Annotated in this window: 17 protein-coding genes; 15 read left to right on the forward strand and 2 right to left on the reverse strand. The window is 38.7% G+C overall.

What is annotated here, in order from left to right:
- Positions 1-609 precede the first annotated feature (609 nt).
- From R2S57_RS06730 to R2S57_RS06755, 6 genes are all read left to right on the forward strand, one after another.
- Entirely contained in the window at positions 610-1,812 is a 1,203-nt protein-coding gene (locus R2S57_RS06730) for an ankyrin repeat domain-containing protein (protein ID WP_316844281.1), read from the forward strand.
- Positions 1,813-1,821: 9 nt separating this feature from the next.
- The gene (locus R2S57_RS06735; RefSeq protein WP_316844282.1) at positions 1,822-3,165 is read left to right on the forward strand and encodes an ankyrin repeat domain-containing protein; all 1,344 of its coding nucleotides are present in this window, start codon (positions 1,822-1,824) and stop codon (positions 3,163-3,165) included.
- Between the two features lie 124 nt (positions 3,166-3,289).
- Positions 3,290-4,381: a tetratricopeptide repeat protein gene (locus R2S57_RS06740; protein WP_316844283.1), complete on the forward strand. Its 1,092-nt coding sequence runs from the start codon at positions 3,290-3,292 to the stop codon at positions 4,379-4,381.
- Between the two features lie 28 nt (positions 4,382-4,409).
- Complete coding sequence (locus R2S57_RS06745) at positions 4,410-4,973, forward strand: hypothetical protein (protein WP_316844284.1); 564 nt, start codon at positions 4,410-4,412, stop codon at positions 4,971-4,973.
- 422 nt (positions 4,974-5,395) lie between these two features.
- Positions 5,396-6,715 (forward strand): sorbosone dehydrogenase family protein, encoded by a 1,320-nt coding sequence (locus tag R2S57_RS06750; protein WP_316844285.1) that lies wholly within the window; start codon positions 5,396-5,398, stop codon positions 6,713-6,715.
- A complete protein-coding gene (locus R2S57_RS06755) occupies positions 6,715-8,847 on the forward strand; it encodes a TonB-dependent receptor (RefSeq protein ID WP_316844286.1) in 2,133 nt (710 codons plus the stop codon). Before R2S57_RS06750 ends, R2S57_RS06755 begins: the two co-directional genes overlap by 1 nt.
- 51 nt (positions 8,848-8,898) lie before the next feature.
- Here R2S57_RS06755 and R2S57_RS06760 read toward each other — a convergent pair whose 3' ends face one another.
- Positions 8,899-9,246 carry a single-stranded DNA-binding protein gene (locus R2S57_RS06760; protein WP_316844287.1) on the reverse strand — a complete coding sequence of 116 codons (348 nt, stop codon included), beginning with the start codon at positions 9,244-9,246 and terminating at the stop codon, positions 8,899-8,901.
- A 241-nt stretch (positions 9,247-9,487) separates the two neighbouring features.
- Between R2S57_RS06760 and R2S57_RS06765 the strand changes: the two genes are divergently transcribed.
- The 5 genes from R2S57_RS06765 (at position 9,488) to R2S57_RS06785 (ending at position 12,568) form a co-directional block, all read left to right on the forward strand.
- Entirely contained in the window at positions 9,488-9,853 is a 366-nt protein-coding gene (locus tag R2S57_RS06765; protein ID WP_316844288.1) for a hypothetical protein, read from the forward strand.
- 104 nt (positions 9,854-9,957) lie between these two features.
- Positions 9,958-10,296, forward strand: coding sequence for a n-acetylglutamate synthase (locus R2S57_RS06770; RefSeq protein ID WP_316844289.1), 339 nt, complete (start codon positions 9,958-9,960; stop codon positions 10,294-10,296).
- Positions 10,297-10,475: 179 nt separating this feature from the next.
- On the forward strand, positions 10,476-11,003 hold the full coding sequence (locus R2S57_RS06775) for a MepB family protein (RefSeq protein WP_316844290.1): 528 nt from the start codon (positions 10,476-10,478) through the stop codon (positions 11,001-11,003).
- 85 nt (positions 11,004-11,088) lie between these two features.
- A complete protein-coding gene (locus R2S57_RS06780) occupies positions 11,089-11,931 on the forward strand; it encodes a methylated-DNA--[protein]-cysteine S-methyltransferase (RefSeq protein WP_316844291.1) in 843 nt (280 codons plus the stop codon).
- Positions 11,932-11,959: 28 nt separating this feature from the next.
- The gene (locus R2S57_RS06785) at positions 11,960-12,568 is read left to right on the forward strand and encodes an alpha-ketoglutarate-dependent dioxygenase AlkB (RefSeq protein WP_316844292.1); all 609 of its coding nucleotides are present in this window, start codon (positions 11,960-11,962) and stop codon (positions 12,566-12,568) included.
- Between the two features lie 127 nt (positions 12,569-12,695).
- Here the strand turns inward: R2S57_RS06785 and R2S57_RS06790 are convergent, their stop codons facing one another.
- Positions 12,696-13,484 carry a hypothetical protein gene (locus R2S57_RS06790; RefSeq protein WP_316844293.1) on the reverse strand — a complete coding sequence of 263 codons (789 nt, stop codon included), beginning with the start codon at positions 13,482-13,484 and terminating at the stop codon, positions 12,696-12,698.
- 1,046 nt (positions 13,485-14,530) lie between these two features.
- Between R2S57_RS06790 and R2S57_RS06795 the strand changes: the two genes are divergently transcribed.
- From R2S57_RS06795 to R2S57_RS06810, 4 genes are all read left to right on the forward strand, one after another.
- A complete protein-coding gene (locus R2S57_RS06795) occupies positions 14,531-15,004 on the forward strand; it encodes a response regulator transcription factor (RefSeq protein WP_316844294.1) in 474 nt (157 codons plus the stop codon).
- A 114-nt stretch (positions 15,005-15,118) separates the two neighbouring features.
- Positions 15,119-15,661: a DUF4199 domain-containing protein gene (locus R2S57_RS06800; protein ID WP_316844295.1), complete on the forward strand. Its 543-nt coding sequence runs from the start codon at positions 15,119-15,121 to the stop codon at positions 15,659-15,661.
- 34 nt (positions 15,662-15,695) lie between these two features.
- Positions 15,696-16,046, forward strand: coding sequence for a DHCW motif cupin fold protein (locus R2S57_RS06805; protein ID WP_316844296.1), 351 nt, complete (start codon positions 15,696-15,698; stop codon positions 16,044-16,046).
- 10 nt (positions 16,047-16,056) lie between these two features.
- Entirely contained in the window at positions 16,057-16,581 is a 525-nt protein-coding gene (locus R2S57_RS06810) for a GNAT family N-acetyltransferase (RefSeq protein ID WP_316844297.1), read from the forward strand.
- Positions 16,582-16,645: the final 64 nt, after the last annotated feature.

A 16,645-nucleotide genomic window follows, 5' to 3' on the forward strand; every position in this document is an offset into this window, starting at 1 on the left:
GCTTATTAAAGTTAAATATTCAACCGGCTTCAAGATTTGCAAACCGGTCTTTTTAAAATCGCCTAAAGATAAAATAATCGAATGAATTAAGGAACATCACAATGTTATTTATGAAGTAGATGCATTATTACTTTAGTAAAATGTTAATGACGGTAATTGTTTTGGAGCGCAGGACAATTCGCTTTTTTATATATTTATGATGAGAATGTACCACTTGCTTAATAAAATTTTAACGACGGTAAATTGTTTGGAGCGCAGGGCCATTCGCTTTTTTTATCGTTACCCCAGCTTTCCGCTATATCCCGATGAAATATCGGGGATACCGCTTCGATCAGGGCTATAAACCTGGACCTGTGGTACGGAAAACCGGCATAGTGGCAGAAAAATGGTCAAGGAAGAAACTAACCAATGCAATAATTGCTTTCCAACAAACAAGAAAGGATAACATCCTAATGTTATTACAGCGCAAATTGCTCCACTAATATGATTTGTCGCCACCCATGGCGCGAAGCTTTCAAAATAAACAGACCTTACCTTCTTAATATTTTGGCTAAACTTTTGTAGGATCAAAAGCTTATATATCTATCTATTTTAAATTTTTTAATTGAAATGACCGAACCTACCCTAGATCAGCTGTTAAACGCCAGAAAATTCGAAGAGGCGAAAACACTGATGCAAAACGGCGAAAAGCTCTCTAAAACCATCCAGGAACATCAAAAATCATCTATTTTGGATAACCTCGTTCGAGAGAAACAATACGAAATCCTCAAAATGATGGTGAAAGATAAAACCATCGAAACCGACATCTACGAATTCGATAATTTTGACAAAAGTATTTTTCAAAGTATCGTCCGCAGTCTTGGCAATACGGACGAAGACATCGCATTCTTTAACGATTTCATTACGCATTTCGATAACTTAAATGATGAAGTCAATGCCAAAACCTTATTGGCTTATCTGTTCGAAAACGGAGTGAGTTTAGGCTTGATCAAGGCCTGTATCGATGCCGGTTGTGCCACTAACTTTAAAACCAACGCCGAAGAAAACTATATCCATCAGGTGGTAAAAAGTTTCATCCGCCGTTATGGACTAAATGATGAGCAGACCACCGACTTATTAAAAGGATATATCGACATCCTGATTAACGAGGGCGTTGATATAAATGAGGGTAATGTGGTACAAGAAACCCCACTCATTACCACTATAAAATCTAACAAGAAAAATTTAATCGCACATTTGCTCGAAAACGGTGCCGATCCCAATCATACCGACCGTGATGGGAATTCGGCATTCTTTTATGCAGTGGTCCATTCGCAAAGTGAAAGTGTATATGATACCTTGCGCGATTTCGCTTCACCAGATTTCGATCAGATCAATAAAGATGGGGTAAACCTGTTGTTCGAATACGTGCGTATGATGTCGAACAGCGAAAGCGGCGTTAACTTTCTTAAAAAACTGATTGAAGATGGTGCTGATTTATACCAAACCAGCAAATGGTATAGCGCAGATAAAACGCCGTTGGATGTAATTGCCGAAAAACAGGCGGATATTTTACAGGCCGTAATGGAAACCGGAAAGGTTGATATCAATAGAACCGATGACGAAGGCAATACCCTCTTGCATAAAGTTTGCGCCTACAACGTAAATTATGAGGCCGACAAAGCGAAGGAAACTTATCGTAAAGTAAAAATCCTGATCGAAAATGGTGCAGATACTGCCGTATCGAACGACAAAGATCAGACCGCATTGATGCTCGCTTCGGATGATAACCTGAAAATAAAAACTGTTGAACTGCTCATGAAACAATCTTAATATATGTCGATGTCATTTATAATTGCCTGCGAAAGCGGCAAACGAAAAATTGCCGAACTTTTATTGGCCAACGGAGAAGTAGAAATAGGTTATACCGATGAAAAAGGCAGAACCGCCCTCCATTATGCCGCCCACCGTGGCTACTTAGATCTTGTTCAGATTTTAATAGATCGCGGCGCAGACTTAGACTACGAAGACCATGCAGGCGAAACACCATTGTACTTTGCCTGTTTACAAAAACAGAAACAAACTGCACTTTATTTACTCGATAAGGGAGCTAGAATTGACATTAAAGATTTAAAGGGGAACAGCCTGTTGCATTTAACAGCGCAGAGCGGACAGATCGAGGTACTGGAAAAACTGCTCAACAAAGGCTTGGCTGTTGATGGTGAAAACAACGAAGCAGAAACACCCTTACTTATCGCCTCAGCCTGGAGAAACAAGGAAATTGTTCAAAAGCTATTGGAATTTGGTGCCAACATCAATACCACCAATAAACATGGCGATTCGCCATTGATTTTTGCAGTCAAATCTAAAAACACGCCAATGGTTGAGCTCATTCTCGATAAAGGTGCAAACATTAACCATATTAACCACGCTGGGGAATCAGCGTTATTGCTTGCCTGTTACGATGCCAACCGGATGCTTACCAAAATCCTGGTAGAAAAAGGCGCAGATGTATTCGTTTCCTCAAAAGATGGCCTTTCGCCAATCTGGTATGCCTGTGCCAATAATCAGAAAGAAATTGTCGATTTATTTTTAGCTAACGGTGTGGATGTAAATTATGCAAAACCACTTTCGGGTAAAGACGACTCGATGTATTCGTATCTCGAATGGGTAGAAACGGCCAATAACATTTCCATTTCGGCCAGTTTTTCTTTTGATAACAGTTACAGTTACGGCGGCGAAAGCATGTTGCATGTAGCAGCAAAAAGCGGGCATTTGAGTATGCTAAAAATGTTAATGGAAAAAGGTGCAAATGTGAATATCCAGGATGAAAGTGGAAACACTGCGTTACATTATGCTGCAGCAAACGGCAAAAAAGATGCTGTAAAATTTTTAATCGAACAGATGGCCGATCCCAGCATCGTAAACGTAAAAGAGCAAAAAGCAATCGATTATTCGAACATTAAAGGTTTTAACGAAATTACAGAACTGCTGTTAAAATCTGGTCCTAAAAGCGATTTGCACCAGCCTTTGAAATCTACTCGCGTAGAACAAAATACGCCGCCCATAAAAAACGATATGTCTTCAAAAAAGCAGGCTTTATTGGACTTGAAAGAACTATTGGATGCCGGAATATTATCACAGGAAGAATTTGATGCAGAAAAGGCAAAAATTTTGAAAGGCTAGCCCTTTAATTGATAAAAGTTTGATTAAATTTTTAAGCTTAAAAATTTAGTTATAAATTTATATACTATCTATGGATTTCGGAGCTTATCCGCATCCATAGATAGTATAAATTATCGCTCATCAAATGAAAATTACCGCAAAACTCCTCAGCATTCTAATTCTGTTCTCCTTTCAAACTGTTTTTGCACAAAGTGCCGAAGATAAGGCGTTGGCAAAAACCAAAGCGCAGGAGGCCTACAAGCTCGAAGACGAACAGGGCAAATTCGACGAAGCCATCAAATTGTTGGAAGAATCTCAAAAATTAGATCCCGAAAACATTACTTATCCTTACGAACTGGCCTATTCTTATGCCGGCAAAAAAGACCACCAGAAAGCAGTCGAAATTTTAGAAAAACTGACCAAACACAAAGATGTTTATGATTTGGTCTATCAATCACTTGGCAATAATTACGATTATCTCGGTCAGCCCCAAAAAGCCATGAAAACCTATGAAACAGGACTTAAAAAATTTCCAAAATCTGGAAAAATATATACCGAGCTGGGCAATATGCAATTGAACAAACAAGATTTCAATTCGGCTTTAAAGTATTACGAAAAAGGAATAGAAATGGAACCTGCATATGCTGCAAACTATTACAGGGCCTCAAAAATATTTCTCGGTTCTACTGAAAAAATATGGGGGATGTTGTACGGCGAAATATTTATGAACCTCGACAGGAACTCCAAGCGTACCGCCGAGATGAGCAAACTGCTTTTCGATACCTACAAAAATCAGATCCAGATTAATGGCGACACAATCAAAATTTCATTTGCCAAAAACCATACCCTTTCCCTCGATGCCATAAAGGATCCTAAAAGTTTTAAGATGCCTTTTACAATAGTATATGAAATGCAGCTTACTCTAGCCGCTGCAGGCCAAAAAGAAATCACATTGAATAGTATCAGTGAAATTAGAAGTAAATTTCTGAAGGGTTATACTGGGGCGGGAAACGATAAAAAATTTCCGAATATCCTTTTCGATTATCAGCAAAAATTATCCGAGCAAGACTTTTTAGAGCCTTATAACCACTGGATTTTAATGATGGGCGACGAGGTTGCTTTTAATAAATGGCAACTTGGCAACGGTTCCAACTGGAACAGTTTTATGAAATGGTTTGACGAAAATGCACTTTCGGTTGATGATACCCATAAACTTTATCGTTTACAATACCAATAATCTCTATAAACGCACTAAAAAATTCGTCATGAAAAGCTTTAAACCCTCAATATTTGTAATCTTTTTCTTGTCCATCTTCATCTACAGCTGCTCCCCAAAACTTTACGTGGATGAAAATAAACGTTATCAGGCAGGAACACTCACCGATGCGCAGGTAGACTCGTTGCATCTTTTCTTAAAAGAAAATCAAAGGCTGGCACTTAAAGACACCATTATCATCAAATACGATTTCAATAAAGATGATTGCTGGAACAGCTTAAGTTATCAGAATCCAGAGTTTCTAAACAATGTGAGGTGGACATTCCAAAAAAATATTCTCGAAAAGGCCGAAGCCAGACCAAAAGTAGCCATCTATCAATACCGCGAAGTAGGCGAAAGTTTTAGTCCGGTAAAATCAAAAGGGCTGGAAATAGAAACCGATCCCGGCTTTCTGAAAAAACTGTTATTTAAAGAGAATACTTCTTGCGGTACTTCAGCAATTATCCTACCCAACGGAAAATTTTTACTGGTAAAATCAGATCCTCAGTTCTCTGCCCTGCTTTTGAATGCAAAAGATATCGAGAAAAAACTACTGGAAAACCTGGTGAAATAAAATCTATAAAATTCTGGTTGTATTGCATAAACGATTTAACAAATCCTTAACTAAATCTTTGGTTATGATACCGTAATTTAGTTTTAACTAATCGTTTTAATTAACATCACTCAACCGGAAAATTATGCTCAGATTTCTTTGCGTCAACACCTTTATCTTAAAGGTTGCCTGATGTCTTGTCGATCAGCAGATTCTGATCGAAAGGGCACATCACTATTCTAAAATTTCTATCAAGCATATTAAAAATATTTCCCTGCACATCATCACGATGTATTAATAGGGATAACAATCTGCGCTCTCTCAAGGAAGGTACTTCAGGGTCCTTTCCTTTTATTATTACCTGGTTGTGGCAATTCTGCCCAAATCAAAAACATCTATCCCATTTCGATGTTATTTTTCTAAGGATATTAAAACCGTTTAACATGAAAAATAAGATTTTTTACGCATCAATCCTCTCCACAGCAGTTCTTTTCGGATGTCAATCGAATTCAAATTCGCAAAAACAGGGAGAAGATACCACAGTAACCACCAAAGCAGGTGTAATAGATTTACCAGCACCTGATACCAACGCCGCCAAAAGTAAATTTAGCAAGGTAATTGGCTGGCCGGAGGGTAAAACACCCATTGCCCCTGAAGGATTTGTGGTGACCAAATTCGCGTCCAACATCAAAAGTCCACGCAACACCTATATCGCACCCAATGGTGATGTTTTGGTGGCACTTTCCAATTCAGAAAGAAGTACTGCGGAAGCGGTGGCCAACACAGTAACGGGTAAATCAAAATCTGAAGTACCTGGAAAAAGTGCCAATACCATTTTGCTTTATCGCGACGATAATAAAGATGGCAAACCCGAAACCGTTACTACCTTTTTAAATGGACTCAATCAACCTTTCGGCATGTTGATTATCGGTAATTCATTTTACGTGGCCAATACCGATGGTTTATGGCGGTATCCGTATGAAACCGGTGATACCAAGATAACGGCAACAGGGAAAAAGATTTTAAGTCTGCCTGCGGGAGGTTACAATAACCACTGGACCAGAAATCTGATTACCAATGCCGATAAAAGCAAAATTTATGTTACCGTTGGATCGGGAAGCAACGTTGGCGAAAATGGTATGGAAAATGAAGTGCGAAGAGCCAATATACTAGAAATCAACACCGATGGAACCGGCGAAAAAGTTTATGCCAGCGGTTTGCGCAATCCCGTTGGGATAGATTGGGCACCAACTACCAATATGCTTTGGACAGCGGTTAATGAGCGTGATGGATTGGGAGATGATCTGGTACCAGATTACATTACCAGTGTAAAACCGGGCGCTTTTTATGGCTGGCCATTTTCTTATTACGGCCAGAACGAAGATCCGAGGTTAAAAGGTAAAAACCCGGAGATGGTTAAAAAAGCAATTGCACCAGATGTACCTGTTGGCGCACATACGGCATCTTTAGGCCTGGCTTTTTATAAAGGCACAAAATTCCCTCAAAAATATCAGGGTGGTGCATTTATCGGTCAGCACGGGTCGTGGAACAGATCGGCAATTTCTGGTTATAAAGTAGCCTTCGTTCCCTTTAAAGATGGAAAACCTATCGGAAAACCTGAAGACTTTTTAACCGGATTTGTTGCCAATGCCGATAAGGCAGAAGTATACGGCCGTCCGGTGGGTGTTACCCTAACACCAGATGGGGCGCTTTTAGTAGCTGATGATGTAAGCGGCGTAATTTGGAAGGTTGCTGCAAAATAATGAATACAATAGCCACAGATGCGCAGAATATGTTAAATTTATCTGCCAAATCTGTGGCTAAACCATCAATCCTTATCCTCTTGAAACCGAACCTTACCTTACTCTTTACTCTATTTTCATTTACCTGCTTAGCACAGAGCATCAAACCCGATTCGGTAAAAAAGCTCAGCGAGGTTTCGGTAAAAGGTTATTATAACCATCAACCCTTATTAAGATCGGTATCTGCTGTAAATCTGGTTGATAGCAGCGCAATCAGAAACCAGCAAATCAGCTCATTGGTGAGTACATTTAACAGTGTGCCTGGAGTGAGAATGGAAGAACGTTCGCCAGGCAGTTACCGTTTATCGCTTCGTGGCAGCTTGTTGCGCTCGCCTTTTGGCATTAGAAATATTAAAATTTATGTCGATGATTTCCCGTTAACCGATGCTGGTGGCAATACCTATTTAAATGCATTGGATGTAACTGCAGTTGGCACCATCGAAATATATAAAGGACCCGAAGCCAGTATATTTGGGGCAAATACCGGAGGTGCGGTTTTGATTAACCCGCCAGGTGTTGCTCAGAATGAAATTAGTGCTTCTGCCATAACGGGTTCTTACGGACTCTTTCATCAAACCGCCGACATTAAACACCGGTTTAAAAATTACAGTTTTAGCTTTACTGAGGGTTATCAGAAAAGCGATGGTTTCCGTCAGAACAGTGCGATGGACCGAAAATATTTCCAAACCATGCACCAGTGGAACTACAGTACTGCCGGAAGTTTAAAAGCTTTTGCCTTTTACAGTGATTTGGCATACAGTACTCCCGGAGGTTTAACAGCTACTCAGTTAGATCAGGATCCAAAACTGGCACGCCCGGCAACACCTACCATCCCTGGTGCCATTTCACAGCAGGCCGCCATTTACAATAAAACCATTTTCGGAGGTCTATCCAATTCGTACCAGATCAATACACATTTTAAACATGTTATTGCGTTGTTTACCTCATATACCGATTTCAAAAATCCTTTTATCACCAATTACGAAAAACGTTATGAAAGCACTTTGGGCTTACGCACATTTTTAGATTATGCCCGGGAAAATGAGGATTTTAAATTTAATGCGCAGGTTGGATTGGAAAGTTCGGCAACCAAGAGCCAGATTAATAATTTCAACAATAATGGCGGAGAAGCAACTGCCATGCAAGCATCCGACCGTTTAAAAGCCAGTCAGGATTTTGCCTACTTAAGATTAAACTTCGATATCAACAGCAAGTTGCTGATCGAACTCGCCTCAAGTCTGAATTTCTATAAGTATCAATATGAAAGTTATTTCCCTGTTGCCATTGCTTCTCAACAGCGGAAATTCGATGCGCAATTTATGCCCAAAGTAGCACTATCTTATTTATTGACAAACGATTTTTCGGTCAGGGCTTCTGTAAGCAAAGGTTACTCACCACCCACCATTGCCGAAGTAAGATCTTCCGACAATAACATCAACAACAATCTGCAGGCAGAATCAGGCTGGAATTATGAATTGGGTTTGCGTTACAAAACAAAGAACAACCGTTTTTATGCCAACGGCAATATATTCCTTTATCAATTAAAGGATGCCATCGTAAGAAGGTTAAATCAAAATGATGCTGAATATTTTATCAATGCCGGCGGAACCAAACAGGAAGGTATCGAACTGGAAACAGCCATCTGGATCATCAGAAATCCTTCTTCTTTTTTAACAGGACTGCAATTGAGAAGCAATTATACTTTTAGCCATTTTAGGTTTGAAGATTTTGTAAGCGGCAACACCGCCTATAGCGGTAACAAACTGACTGGTGTTCCGGAAAACATCTTGCTTACGAGTTTAGAGTTTAACTTTCCAAAAGCATTTTACCTGTTCGTTCAGCACAACTATACTTCTACCATACCGTTAAATGATGCCAATACTGTTTTTGCAAAAAGGTATCACTTGATAGAAGCAAAAGCCGGCATCCGTAATTTAAGGATAAGTAAAACCCATCTCGAAGTATTTGCAGGAGTAAATAATTTACTGAATGTTAATTATAGTCTGGGCAACGATTTAAATGCTGCAAATGGAAGGTATTTTAATCCTGCAGCAGGAATCAATTTTTACACTGGCTTAACTGTAAAACTTTAATAATCAAAATCCCACCAATAGCTATTCGCCATGTGGTGGGATTTACTGAAGCTAAAATGCAGTAGCTTTTTCATTTTCTCGGATCAACACTTCGCTAACGATGATGTTTGTAGTATAGTTTTTTTTTCCATCCTTTCCGTTATAAACTCCGGTTTCTAACCTACCCTCTACGGTTAAACCAGTACCCTTTTTAATCTGCGCTTCCGCTATTTCAGCTTTTGCGTTCCAGAAAGTTAAGGTAAACCAATTTACTTTTTTTGTTTCCTCACCTTTAGCATCTCTGTAAAACTCGTTTATAGCCAAATTTACTTTAGCTATTTTATGAGATCCTACAACTTTCACTTCAGCATCTGCACCTGCAAATCCACTTAATACTACTTTGTTAACTGCACTTTCCATAATCTTTAATTTTAAGTTTCTAAATGTTTAACGAACAGCTGTCACCACGATAACCGACACCACAAAAGTGCAAACAGGGGCAAAAATTAGTCGGATTGTAAATATTTATAGTCGTTTATAAACGTTTATACTTGGATAAACCGCATTTATAACCTCAAATGAGGCTTTTTATTTTTTTTCATTCAATCATTTTATTTTATAATTTAGGGCATCATCCCATAATAAAAAAAATGAAATTATTATGGAACGTTTATCTCTAGATTGCGGAACCCTGGTAAAAGGGAGAACCGATATAAAATTTTGCAACGACTCATGTCGCAACAACTACAACAACCGCTTAAAGATTGAGGATAACCAGGTTATCAAACGGGTAAACACTATTTTGAAGAAGAATCGAACTATCCTCATGCAACTTAATCCTAATGGTAAGGTTAAGGTTTCCCGAAAAAAATTAATCACTGCCGGCTTCAATTTTGACTACCATACCTATAACTACACGGCTCAGAATGGAAATACTTATATTTTCTGTTACGAATATGGATACCTGATTTTAAAAGGAGACAGCTTCTTACTGGTTAGAAGAGAAGAAAAGCTTTGGTTGGCCTAATGGAAATCAAAATTGCCTGTTCAAATCGCTTAAAGACAGGAATTCGGGAAGAAGGTGTGGTTAGATTTTTTTATTGTTGATGGGATTGCTAGATTTATAGCCTTATGATTAACTATAATAACAAACTTTTCAGCCCCATCAGCAATACTGAAAATGGAGAAACTTCAAATGAAACCATTTTTAAATATAAACAGAGAGGTAATGTGCTTACCGCCGAATATGATGGCGGTAAAATTATTTCTGGCCATTTAATCGGTCTAGTTGATGAAAACGGTTGTATCGAAATGCGTTATCATCAGGTAAATCATCAGGGAGAACTCATGACCGGGATCTGTTACTCAACACCTGAACTATTGGAAAACGGTAAAATCAGGCTCCATGAAACATGGGAATGGACATCGGGTGATAGATCGAAAGGTGAATCGGTTATAGAGGAAAAATAATTAGCTAATTCCTTAACGATTTTAATGCCTTAGTGGTCAAAATTTATCTTTGTAGAACACAATGGCAATTCTCAACTGCCTTATTTATGATTATCACGCTAAAATCGATTAAATTGCTACCAACCACCATTAAAAACTTAATTTTGATTGGCAGGTACCCCTATAGATTTTAAGCGAATATGCCAGTAAAAGAAAGTCCGATAAAACATTTGCCTTCTGTGTTAAAAACTGCTGCCGATTTGGTATACCATCCTTTAGGTTATCAAATCAACAACCTACAAATGGAAAGTGAAAGTCAGGAATATTTAGCCTGCACCTTTAAATTAAACGGTTTAAAAATCAAACACCGTCTTTCAAAAATCACCCCAAACAAAACCGGGCAATTTGTTACGATATGGAAACGGAATGATGCCGGCATTACCGCTCCGTTTGATGATCAGGATGATTTTGATCTGGCGATCATCACAGCAAAAAGCAACAATAATTTCGGCCAGTTCATTTTCCCAAAGGCAGTGTTAGCGCAACATAAAATTATAACCAAAAATGGTATCGAAGGCAAAAGAGGGATCAGAGTTTATCCTCCCTGGGATACCGTAAGCAATAAACAGGCAGAGAAAACCCAGCAATGGCAAGTTGCGTATTTTCTCGCTATTGATACAGATCAACCTATCGATCTCGTATTAGCCAAGAAATTAATGGAGATCTAGGTTAAAACTTAAATTAAACATAGCAAGTTTCGGGTAGTTTACCGTTTCTTCCCATAGTACTTTTGGATATAAATTATTCAAGACCATGAAAGCACAAGAAGAAATTAATTTCAATAGGATAGCCGAAGCCATCAGCTATATCAAGGCCAATTTTAAAGCGCAACCGGGACTAGAAGAAATTGCCGAGCAGGTAAATTTAAGCCCCTTTCATTTTCAAAGGTTATTTAGTGAGTGGGCCGGTACCACACCAAAGCGCTTTTTGCAATACATCAGCATTGGCTACGCCAAAGAAATGTTAAAAGAAAATCAAAGTTTATTCGATACTGCCCTCGAAACCGGTTTATCCGGAACCAGCAGACTGCACGATCTTTTTGTAAACATTGAAGGCATGACACCTGGTGAATATAAAAACGGCGGCGAAAACCTTCACATCAATTACAGCTTTGCAGAAAGCCCATTTGGAAATATTATTGTGGCAAGTACTTTAAAAGGAATCTGTCATATTGCTTTTTATGATGATGAAAGCATCGCATTGGCCAACCTTCAACGGTCTTTTCCTGCAGCCAGCTACCAACAGATACTGGACAAGGAGCAGCAAAATGCATTGTATATTTTTAGTCACGATTGGAGCAAACTGCACCAGATTAAACTCCACTTAAAAGGAACTGATTTCCAGTTAAAAGTTTGGGAAGCTTTGCTAAAAATTCCAATGGGTAAATTGGCCACTTACGGAAACATCGCTAAACAATTGCAGAACCCTAATGCATCCAGGGCTGTGGGTTCGGCCATTGGCGATAATCCCGTCGCCTTTCTAATCCCCTGCCATCGGGTAATCCAATCGAGTGGCGCATTGGGCGGATACCATTGGGGTGTGAACCGGAAAACAGCGATAATTGGATGGGAAGCAGCAAAAACCAATCAGGAATAGTAAAATGATCAGCAATAGCCTACAAACAATGGATTTATTCAGCACAGCAATAGCTATTAACCATAACCTCCTGCCCTACGGCGGAACTGTAAATTATTACGGAAAATTATTCACCTCACAAGAAGCTGATCACTATTTCGATGTGCTAATGAATACCATCGAATGGAAAAATGATGAAGCCTTTATTATGGGCAAACACATCATTACCAAAAGAAAGGTGGCCTGGTATGGCGACGAGTCGTATTCTTATACCTATTCCAATAAATCGAAAGTGGCCCTCCCCTGGACAAAAGAACTGCTGGAATTAAAAAAACTCTCGGAAGAACAAACCGGAACCGCATTTAATTCCTGTTTACTCAACTTATACCACAATGGCGACGAGGGTATGGCCTACCACAGCGATGATGAAAAAGCATTAGCGAAAGATTCGGCCATTGCCTCTTTAAGTTTTGGTGCCGAAAGAAGATTTCTTTTCAAACACAAACAGACCAAAGAAACAGTTACTTTATTTTTGGAAAACGGAAGTTTACTGGTGATGAAAGATGAAACCCAAACAAACTGGCTACACCGCCTTCCACCTACTAAAAAAGTAAATCAGCCAAGGGTAAACCTAACGTTTAGAACGATGGTGGTTTAATTAGCTGATAAAATTTAGTGGTACGTGGAGACACGTACCACGGCCATAAAGGCCTAAAAATAAAAAAATAGTTATCACCAGCTTAAACCAGTTGATAACTACTCTCTATCAGATTCTAAACGGAATTTTAATGTTTAAACTCTTTAATATCTACAATACGGTCGTCATCTGCATTTTTCTTTAAGAAAGAAGTGCCATTTGCATTAACGACCCAGGTATAACCGCTTTGGATATTTCCAACCAATGTTTCAGGTGCACTAGTTAATGATGCTGGCAGAGGCAGGTTAAAGGTTTCACCTGTAGCCGTGTTTACCTGGTATAAAGAATTAGCGGTTAAAAATACCAATGTTGTTTTATCGCTAGAGTACATAAAAAACTTTCCTTGAATGCGTTCATCAGGATTTTGTCTCTTGATGGGATATACTCTCGAATTGATGGTAGTGATAAAGAAATCGTTATTAACTAGGATGTTGCTACGCGTAAGTTCCTCAAGACCGTTGGTATATTTTTTATCTTCAGCACCTTTTGAAGCTTTGTTTAAACTCACCACCTCTGTTACACCATCTTTTACGGTGATGATGTAAAATGGCGCCATTTTACCTGCTTCGCTAGCTACCTGTACCAATACAGCCGTTTTTTGGGTATTGATAAAAGAAGCAAGCAAAAATTTCTTTGCAGCCGCATTTGGTGCATCATCAATGGTTATGGTTGTATCTTTAGACTGGATGGCAAAACGATCTGCAGCAGCTGAAGCGCCCGAATCGGTTCTTACAATAGTCAATATGTTTTTCTTTGATTTAGGGAAGACATTAAAATCTTCGTTGGCAGCAAATGCTTTTGCCTTGTAGGTTTTTTCTGAACTACCGCAACCGAATAAAACAACGGAAAGGAAGAGTGCATAAAGCGTAATTTTCATAGGTATATTTATTTATTTTTTTTGCTAATTTATAATCTTTATTGCGTTTCTGTTATCAAAGTCACCAGAAAATTACGGCAGTTAATGAAAAAACTGATCTGGTGAGAATCAGTTGTGTTTTTATTTTAACCTCAGAGGAGGCGCAAAGGGTACTGAGTTGGGCGTTGCATTCCCAATCTTCCATCTTTTTAACCACAGAGACCACAAAGAAATATCACAGCGCACACAGAGTTGGGCGTATCGTTTATCTGCGCTTATCTTCTTTAATCTGCGGGAAAAACCCATAGTCTAATAGTATGCCACTGATTATACATATCCATCTATCTTTCATCTTTTTAACCACGGAGACCACAAAGAAATATCACAGAGCACCGAGTTGGGCGGTATCGTTTATCTGCGTTTATCTTCTTTAATCTGCGGAAAAAACCCATAGTCTAATAGTATGCCACTGATTATACAGACCCACCTATATTTCATCTTTTTAACCACGGAGACCACAAAGAAATATCACAGCGCACACCGAGTTGGGCGTATCGTTTATCTGCGTTTATCTTCTTAATCTGCGGGAACAAACCTATAGTATAATAGTCTGCCATTGATTATACAGATCCACCTATCTTCCATTGTTTTAACCACGAAGACCACAAAAAATATCACAGCGCACACAGAGTTGGGGTAAAGTTCAACTTCCGACTCCGGACTAACTAATAGTTTATTTTTTTTCGGCTATTGACGCTAAACGCCCAAATACAAAATTGACTGCGGACTTCAGACTCGGGACTAGGTACCAAGTTAACCCCAGGTTAACCCTTTGCTTACCTATCCTTTACCTTTTCTCTACCTATCCTTTACCTTTTGCTTACCTAGCAGTTACCTATTGCTTACCTAAAAGGTTAGCAATAGGTATATATTTTGTAGAGAAAAGGTTAGGTTAGTGGGCAGTTAGTGGCTTCAATAAATTATACTTCAAACTGCTGAAGCCCAACTTTAGACCAAAAATTAATGACTTAAAACTAATTTACTTATTTTTGATTAACCGATAAGCAATGGCAAACGCATCGAATTTCCTGAGTAAAAATAAAAGTGTAGTCTTATATGGGATATTTCTGGCCATACTGCTTTTTTTATTGAAGTGGCTGGAGCTTCGTTTCATGATCATGGACCATGCCTTCGAAATTTATGCAGGTTCAATAGCTATCATCTTTACCGCTTTAGGTATCTGGCTGGCGCTTAAGTTAGCCAGGCCCAAAACCATATTGATCGAAAAGAAGGTTTTTATAGAGCAGTCTGAAACATTTGTGCTCGACGAAAAAGAACTCAGCAAACTCAACATCAGTAAAAGAGAGTTGGAAGTTTTACAATTGATGTCGGAAGGTTTGAGTAACCAGGAAATTGCCCTAAAGTTATTTGTTTCGTTAAACACGATCAAAACACATAATGCCAGGCTTTTCGAAAAACTGGAAGTTAAGCGCCGAACACAGGCCATTGAGACTGCTAAAAGATTAAGTATTATCCCTTAAATAGACTTATCATCGGCATTAAAAAGTCAGGAATTTTAAAAATCACCCTAAAGTATGAGCGTCAAAAAAAATAATCGAAGCAATTTTGTGGTATAAACCAATAAAATAAACAAAATGAAAAAGAACGTAATTGTATTCGGATTAATCGCAGGCGTAATTGTATCAACTTTAATGATATTTTCTATGGCTCGCCATAGTCAAAATGATAGTCTAGAGCATAGCATGCTTATTGGCTATGCCTCTATGGTATTGGCATTCTCCCTTATTTTTGTGGGTATAAAAAACTACCGGGATAAGTACAATGATGGTTTGATCACTTTTGGCAAAGCCTTTAAAATCGGACTTTATATTAGTTTAATTGCTTCTACTGTGTATGTTGTGGTTTGGCTGATTGATTTTTATGTCTTTATTCCCGATTTTATGGATAAATATGTAGCTCAAACATTGAGAGAAGCGAAAAGTAACGGTACATCGGCCACTGAACTTGCTAAAATGACAAAAGAGATCGCATTTAATCAAAAATTATATAAGTACCCTATAATGGTCATTTTATATACTTACATGGAAATTTTACCTGTTGGTATAGTGGTATCACTAGTTGCGGCACTCATTTTAAAGAGAAAACCAAGCCTTCCGCTAACAGCAAAAACTGCTTAATATAAACACCAATTTCTTTCTTATAAACAGTATTATGTACACGATCCCCTTTACCAATATAGATTGGAACCAGGTAGAAAAAGTTGAATATCCTGGCGAAACAGGTACAGCAACCTGGCAGACCTTGAATTTCGGCGGTTTAAGGCTTAGAATAGTCGTCTATTCCGCCGGCTATCTTGCTGATCATTGGTGCCAGAAAGGCCATATCGTACATTGCTTATCTGGTAGTTTTGTAAGCGAAATGGAGGATGGAACAACATTCGCACTTAGTGAAGGAATGACTTACGTGGTTTCGGATGACTTAAGTTCGCACCGGTCGGTATCGGCAGAAAGTGTGAAACTTTTAATTATTGACGGCAATTTCTTAAAACCAAAAAACATTTAATCAAACCTCTATGAAGATTTTCGCCGAAACAGCACGATTGATTTTACGTGAGTTAATACCCGCAGACGCCAAAGGTATGTTTGAAATGGACAGCGACCACGAGGTGCACCTATTTCTGGGCAACAAGCCAGTTCAATCGATCGAGCAAAGCAAAGCAGATATCGAATTTATCAGAAAACAGTATATCGAAAACGGTATTGGCCGATGGGCGGTGATCGAAAAGGCAAGTGGTGATTTTATTGGCTGGTCGGGTTTAAAACTGATTAAAGAAACCAACAACAACCACAGTAATTATTACGATCTGGGATACCGGTTTAGCAAGCGGTATTGGGGGAAAGGTTATGCCACAGAATCTGCAATTGCCGCCAGGGATTATGGTTTTAAGGTATTAAAGCTTGATGAAATTATTGGAATAGCGGATATCGATAATCTTGGATCCATACATGTTTTAGAAAAAGCAGGTTTAAAGCGTATCTCCATTTTCGATTACCACGGCATAAAACACCATTGGCTAAAGATTGAAAAACCAGTTTAGCCTAATCAAAAGCCCATTTGGCATTTTTATGGTTTAGTTTTTGATGGTAAATAACAAAATCATT

This window comes from Pedobacter psychrodurus (assembly GCF_032678585.1).
Taxonomy (GTDB): Bacteria; Bacteroidota; Bacteroidia; order Sphingobacteriales; family Sphingobacteriaceae; genus Pedobacter; species Pedobacter psychrodurus_A.

Bases quoted from the DNA above. Each gene is read 5' to 3' on its own strand.
- R2S57_RS06765 (WP_316844288.1), top strand. From the start codon at position 9,488: ATGGAACGTTTATCTCTAGATTGCGGAACCCTGGTAAAAGGGAGAACC.
- R2S57_RS06790 (WP_316844293.1), bottom strand. From the start codon at position 13,484: ATGAAAATTACGCTTTATGCACTCTTCCTTTCCGTTGTTTTATTCGGT.
- R2S57_RS06745 (WP_316844284.1), top strand. From the start codon at position 4,410: ATGAAAAGCTTTAAACCCTCAATATTTGTAATCTTTTTCTTGTCCATC.
- R2S57_RS06735 (WP_316844282.1), top strand. From the start codon at position 1,822: ATGTCATTTATAATTGCCTGCGAAAGCGGCAAACGAAAAATTGCCGAA.
- R2S57_RS06810 (WP_316844297.1), top strand. From the start codon at position 16,057: ATGAAGATTTTCGCCGAAACAGCACGATTGATTTTACGTGAGTTAATA.
- R2S57_RS06760 (WP_316844287.1), bottom strand. From the start codon at position 9,246: ATGGAAAGTGCAGTTAACAAAGTAGTATTAAGTGGATTTGCAGGTGCA.
- R2S57_RS06740 (WP_316844283.1), top strand. From the start codon at position 3,290: ATGAAAATTACCGCAAAACTCCTCAGCATTCTAATTCTGTTCTCCTTT.
- R2S57_RS06795 (WP_316844294.1), top strand. From the start codon at position 14,531: ATGGCAAACGCATCGAATTTCCTGAGTAAAAATAAAAGTGTAGTCTTA.
- R2S57_RS06805 (WP_316844296.1), top strand. From the start codon at position 15,696: ATGTACACGATCCCCTTTACCAATATAGATTGGAACCAGGTAGAAAAA.
- R2S57_RS06785 (WP_316844292.1), top strand. From the start codon at position 11,960: ATGGATTTATTCAGCACAGCAATAGCTATTAACCATAACCTCCTGCCC.
- R2S57_RS06750 (WP_316844285.1), top strand. From the start codon at position 5,396: ATGAAAAATAAGATTTTTTACGCATCAATCCTCTCCACAGCAGTTCTT.
- R2S57_RS06780 (WP_316844291.1), top strand. From the start codon at position 11,089: ATGAAAGCACAAGAAGAAATTAATTTCAATAGGATAGCCGAAGCCATC.
- R2S57_RS06770 (WP_316844289.1), top strand. From the start codon at position 9,958: ATGATTAACTATAATAACAAACTTTTCAGCCCCATCAGCAATACTGAA.
- R2S57_RS06755 (WP_316844286.1), top strand. From the start codon at position 6,715: ATGAATACAATAGCCACAGATGCGCAGAATATGTTAAATTTATCTGCC.
- R2S57_RS06730 (WP_316844281.1), top strand. From the start codon at position 610: ATGACCGAACCTACCCTAGATCAGCTGTTAAACGCCAGAAAATTCGAA.
- R2S57_RS06800 (WP_316844295.1), top strand. From the start codon at position 15,119: ATGAAAAAGAACGTAATTGTATTCGGATTAATCGCAGGCGTAATTGTA.
- R2S57_RS06775 (WP_316844290.1), top strand. From the start codon at position 10,476: ATGCCAGTAAAAGAAAGTCCGATAAAACATTTGCCTTCTGTGTTAAAA.